The following is a 3368-nucleotide window of genomic DNA, read 5'->3' as shown; positions in this document are numbered from 1 at the left end:
GGCGGCGGCATGCGGATCGCCGCCCGCCAGCGCGGCGGTCCACAGCGCCTTGGCTTCGCGCGGCGCCGCCGCCCGGCCCTCGATCCCCGCCAGCGCGTCGTGGATTTCGACCAGTCCGGGCCCCGAGACGATCCGCTCCGCCGAGACGCGGGCGTAGCGCCTGCGCAAAGCGGCGAGGATCGCATCCTCGATCGAGTCGAGCGGCGCAAAATCGATGTGGCCGCCCTCGGTCTCGATGACGTGCAGCCCGTGCTCATCGCGAAGGATCTGCGCGACGCCGAGACCCGTGCCCGGTCCGACGACGCTGATTACGCCGCTTGCGGGCAGCGGCGCGTCCGGCCCGCAGATATGGCGGAGATGCTCCGGACCGACCGCCACCACCGCATGCGCGACCGCGCCGAAATCGTTGACCAGCAGGAAATCGTCGATGCCGAGCTCGGCGGCGAGCGTCGCGGGGCGGATCACCCAGGGATTGTTGGTGAGCTCGATCGTCTCGCCATCGACCGGCGCGGCGATCGCGATCGCCGCCGCGCGCGGAGGGCTGCCGCCTAGCGTGGCCACGAACGCGCGCCAGGCGAGCGCGAAACTCGCGTACTCGACGGTCTTGAGCGTCAGCTCCGGCGCGAGCGACACGACCGTGCCGCCCGCCACCTCCGCCAGCGCGAAGCGCGCATGGGTGCCGCCGATGTCGACCGCGACGATCGACGGCACCGCGTCAGGCCTTCTGCAATTCGCCGACGCCGGTATGGCCGCGCCCGACGCCTTCGTAGCGCAGCCCCGCGCGCTCGACCTCGTCGATCGGATAGACGTTGCGCAGATCGACCAGCACGGGATCGGCGAGCAATTCCTTGAGCCGCCCGAGATCGAGCGCGCGATAGGCATCCCATTCGGTGACGAGCACCACCGCATGCGCGCCCTCGGCCGCCGAATAGGGATCGTCGAAGAATTGCACGTCCTTGAGGACCTTGGCGGCCTGCTCGATGCCCTCGGGATCGTGCGCGCGCACCGTCGCCCCGCAATCCTGGAGCGCCTGGATCACCGCGAGGCTGGGGGCGTCGCGCATGTCGTCGGTGTTGGGCTTGAAGGTGAGGCCGAAAATGGCGACGGTCTTGCCGCGCACGTCGCCGCCCATCGCCTTGATGACCTTGCGCCCCATCGCGCGCTTGCGGGCGTCGTTGACCTTCACCACGGCTTCCACGACGCGCATCGGGCTGTCGCTGTCGTCGGCGGTCTTGAGCAGCGCCAGCGTATCCTTGGGAAAGCAGGAGCCGCCGTAGCCGGGGCCGGCGTGGAGGAATTTCGAACCGATCCGGTTATCGAGGCCGATCCCGCGCGACACGTCCTGGACGTTGGCGCCCACCGCCTCGCAGAGATCGGCGATCTCGTTGATGAAGGTGATCTTGGTCGCGAGGAAGGCGTTGGCGGCATATTTGATCAGCTCGCTCGTCCGCCGCGCGGTGAACAGGATCGGCGAATGGTTGAGGTAGAGCGGGCGATAGACCGCGCGCATCACCTCCTTGGCGGCCTCCTCCTCGGTGCCGACGACGACGCGATCGGGGCGCTTGAAATCGCCGATCGCCGCCCCCTCGCGGAGGAATTCGGGGTTGGAGACGACATAGGCCTCGGCGTCCGGCGCCTCCTCGCGGATGATCCGCTCGACCTCGTCGCCGGTGCCGACGGGGACGGTCGATTTGGTGACGATCACCGTCTTGCCCCGGATCGCCTTGGCGATCTCGCGCGTCGCGGCATAGACGTAGGAGAGGTCGGCATGGCCGTCGCCGCGCCGCGAGGGCGTGCCCACCGCGATGAACACCGCATCGGCCTCGGCGACGCCGGCGGCGAGATCGGTGGTGAAGGACAGGCGGTTCGCCTTGACGTTGGTGGCGACCAGCGCATCGAGGCCCGGCTCGTAGATCGGCATCCTGCCCGCCTTGAGGCCATCGATCTTGGCTTCGTCCTTGTCGACGCAGATCACATTATGTCCGAAATCGGAGAAGCAGGCGCCGGAGACGAGCCCGACATAGCCCGTGCCGATCATCGTGATGCGCATATTCTACCCCATGCCGCCGAACGGTTCGGCAACGCTCCTATCGCGCCATGACGGCTTTGCAACGCGGCATTGCCTAAGCAAGGCTCGGACGGCACAAGCGGAGGCGTGCCCATACTCGTCACCGGCGCCGCCGGCTTCATCGGCAGCCACGTCGCGCGCGCGCTGATCGCGCGGGGCGAGAGCGTGATCGGCATCGACGATCTCAATCCTTATTATTCGGTGCGGCTGAAGCGCGATCGGATCGCGGCGATCGAGGCGCCGGGCGGCGCCTTCCGTTTCGTCGAGGTCGATTTCGCCGACGATGCGGCGTTCGATGCCGCGATGGCGGGCGAAGCGATCGACGCGATCGTCCATCTCGGCGCGCAGGCGGGGGTGCGCCATTCGATCGAGAATCCGCGCGCCTATGTCCGCAGCAACCTCGCCGGGCACGTCAATCTGCTCGAACTGGCGCGGCGGCGGCGGGTGCGCCACCTCGTCTATGCCTCCTCCTCCTCGGTCTATGGCGGCAACGAGCGCCTGCCGTTCCGTGTCGAGGACCGCGCCGACCATCCCGTCTCGCTCTACGCCGCGACCAAGCGCGCCGACGAATTGATGAGCGAGACCTATGCGCATCTCTATCGCCTGCCGCAGACGGGGCTGCGCTTCTTCACCGTCTACGGCCCATGGGGACGCCCCGACATGGCGGTGTGGCTGTTCACCGAGGCGATCCTGGCGGGCAAGCCGATCGCGCTGTTCAACCGGGGCCGGATGCGGCGCGACTTCACCTATATCGACGATATCGTCGCGGGCGTGATCGCGGCACTCGATCATCCGCCGCCCGACGACGGCGCGGAGAAGCCGGGGGGAAGCAAGGGGCCGCACCGGCTCTACAATATCGGCAATTCGCGTTCGGAAGAGCTCGAGCGCGTCGTGGGGCTGATCGAGCAGGCGTGCGGGCGGACGGCGATCCGGGAACTGCTGCCGATGCAGCCGGGGGACGTCGCCGCCACCTTCGCCGATATCGGCGCGATCGCCGCCGACCTGGGCTTCGCGCCGACGACGACGATCGACGCGGGCGTGCCGCGATTCGTCGACTGGTATCGGGCGTATCACGGGGTCTGATCCCCTCACGTCATCCCGGTTCAAGATGAAAACGTGAGTTCGGCGTCAGGACGGACCCCGCGCCGCGGCCGCCATCTCGCGGTTGCGCAGGATCGCGGCGTCGAGCGTCTCGCGCAGCAAGGCGGGAAGCGCCACGGGTTGGTCGAGGACGTCGAGGCCGCGCCGCGTGCTGCCGCCGGGGCTGGCGACGCGATCGGCGAGCGCGGCGGGGCTCTCC

Annotated in this window: 4 protein-coding genes; 1 reads left to right on the top strand and 3 read right to left on the bottom strand. The window is 68.8% G+C overall.

Annotated features, from left to right (window positions below; genetic code table 11):
- Together HUU94_RS02945 and HUU94_RS02940 are read right to left on the bottom strand one after the other, a co-directional pair.
- On the bottom strand, positions 1 to 711 hold a 711-nt coding region (locus HUU94_RS02945), incomplete at its 3' end, for a glucokinase (RefSeq protein ID WP_174273627.1).
- Positions 712 to 715: 4 nt separating this feature from the next.
- Entirely contained in the window at positions 716 to 2050 is a 1335-nt protein-coding gene (locus HUU94_RS02940) for a UDP-glucose dehydrogenase family protein (RefSeq protein WP_174273626.1), read from the bottom strand.
- Between the two features lie 105 nt (positions 2051 to 2155).
- Here HUU94_RS02940 and HUU94_RS02935 point away from each other — a divergent pair, with 105 nt between their 5' ends.
- On the top strand, positions 2156 to 3151 hold the full coding sequence (locus HUU94_RS02935; RefSeq protein ID WP_174273625.1) for an NAD-dependent epimerase/dehydratase family protein: 996 nt from the start codon (positions 2156 to 2158) through the stop codon (positions 3149 to 3151).
- A gap of 45 nt (positions 3152 to 3196) precedes the next feature.
- Here HUU94_RS02935 and HUU94_RS02930 read toward each other — a convergent pair.
- On the bottom strand, positions 3197 to 3368 hold a 172-nt coding region (locus HUU94_RS02930), incomplete at its 5' end, for a pyrroline-5-carboxylate reductase dimerization domain-containing protein (RefSeq protein ID WP_302480176.1).

The sequence above is a fragment of the Sphingomonas bacterium genome, from assembly GCF_903644055.1.
Lineage (GTDB): Bacteria > Pseudomonadota > Alphaproteobacteria > Sphingomonadales > Sphingomonadaceae > Sphingomonas_I.
Note: the sequence above shows the minus strand (reverse complement) of the source record. Positions and strands in the feature narration are given on the sequence as shown.

Coding starts and splice junctions, on each gene's coding strand:
- HUU94_RS02940 (WP_174273626.1), bottom strand. CDS start 2,050: ATGCGCATCACGATGATCGGCACGGGCTATGTCGGGCTCGTCTCCGGC.